Genomic DNA, 1,349 nt, shown 5'->3' on the forward strand with positions numbered 1-1,349 from the left:
GATAAGGTACAATAAGTTTCGCAAAAATAAAAAGAGACATGGCTTGCAGAACTCTGGTAGAATGAAGTCGCGACACACCATTCTGAAAGGAGCAAGCAAACCATGTCTGAAAAGATTGTACAGCTTAACGAGGAAGTAATCAAGGGACAGCTCAAGGATCTTGTGCGTGGCAGCGTAGAGGAGACTCTCAACGAGCTGCTGGAGGCCGAGGCAGAGAAACTGACTCAGGCGGCCCGATACGAGCGCAATGAGAAGCGTCAGGGCTATCGCAGCGGCCACTACAGGCGCAGCCTCACTACCACTTCCGGGGACGTTACCCTCAAGGTACCCAAGCTCAAAGGGATTTCCTTTGAGACCGCCATTATTGAGCGGTATCGCCGCCGTGAAAGCAGCGTAGAAGAAGCCCTCATCGAGATGCATCTGGCCGGTGTATCCGTCCGGCGTGTGGAAGACATTACAGAGGCGCTGTGGGGCAGCAAAGTGTCGCCCTCAACCATCAGTGAACTGAATAAGAAGGCATATGTCCACATTGAGGATTGGCGTAACCGCCCCTTACAGGGAGGGCATTACCCGTATGTTTATGTGGACGACATCTACTTGCGTCGCAACTGGGGCGGAGAGTTTGAGAATGTGGCCATTCTGGTAGCGATTGCGGTAAATGAAGATGGATACCGTGAGGTTCTTGGGGCTGCCGAGGGCATGAAGGAGGACAAGGCTAGCTGGGTCAGCTTCTTTCAATGGCTGCGAGGCCGGGGCCTGGATGGAGTTAAACTGGTAGTTGGCGACAAGTGCCTGGGTATGCTGGAAGCTGTAGGAGAAGTGTTTCCAGAGGCCAAGTACCAGCGGTGTACTGTACACTTTTACCGCAATATCTTCTCTGTAACGCCTCGTTCCAAGGTGAAGCTGGTGGCCAAAATGCTCAAAGCGATCCATGCGCAGGAGAGCAAGAAAGCTGCCCGTGAGAAAGCCCGGGCCGTGGTAGAAGAACTGCGTTCCATGAAACTGAAAGAGGCTGCCAAGAAGGTGGAGGATGGCATTGAGGAAACGCTGACTTACTGCGATTTTCCCTGTGAACATTGGACCCGTATCCGTACTAATAACGTCATGGAACGGCTTAACCGGGAGATCCGCCGCCGTACCCGTGTGGTGGGCAGCTTCCCGGACGGCAACTCCGCCCTCATGCTGGTCTGTGCCCGGCTGCGCCATGTGGCCGGTACCCAGTGGGGCAACAAGAAGTACATGAACATGAAGCACCTACAGGCGGCTCTGGAGGATACCTCCATTGCTGGGTGACTTCACTCATATCAGGGCCTGCAAACCATTTTGCGAAAAATACTTGACACTACCTT

1 pseudogene is annotated in these 1,349 nt (G+C 53.5%); it reads left to right on the plus strand.

Going from position 1 to position 1,349, the window contains the following annotated elements:
• Nucleotides 1–93: 93 nt before the first annotated feature.
• Nucleotides 94–1,293: pseudogene (locus CJ260_RS12435) on the plus strand (IS256 family transposase); the annotation flags it as partial.
• Nucleotides 1,294–1,349 lie beyond the last annotated feature (56 nt).

Source organism: Megasphaera sp. ASD88 (assembly GCF_002287425.1).
In the GTDB taxonomy this organism is placed as follows: domain Bacteria; phylum Bacillota; class Negativicutes; order Veillonellales; family Megasphaeraceae; genus Megasphaera; species Megasphaera stantonii.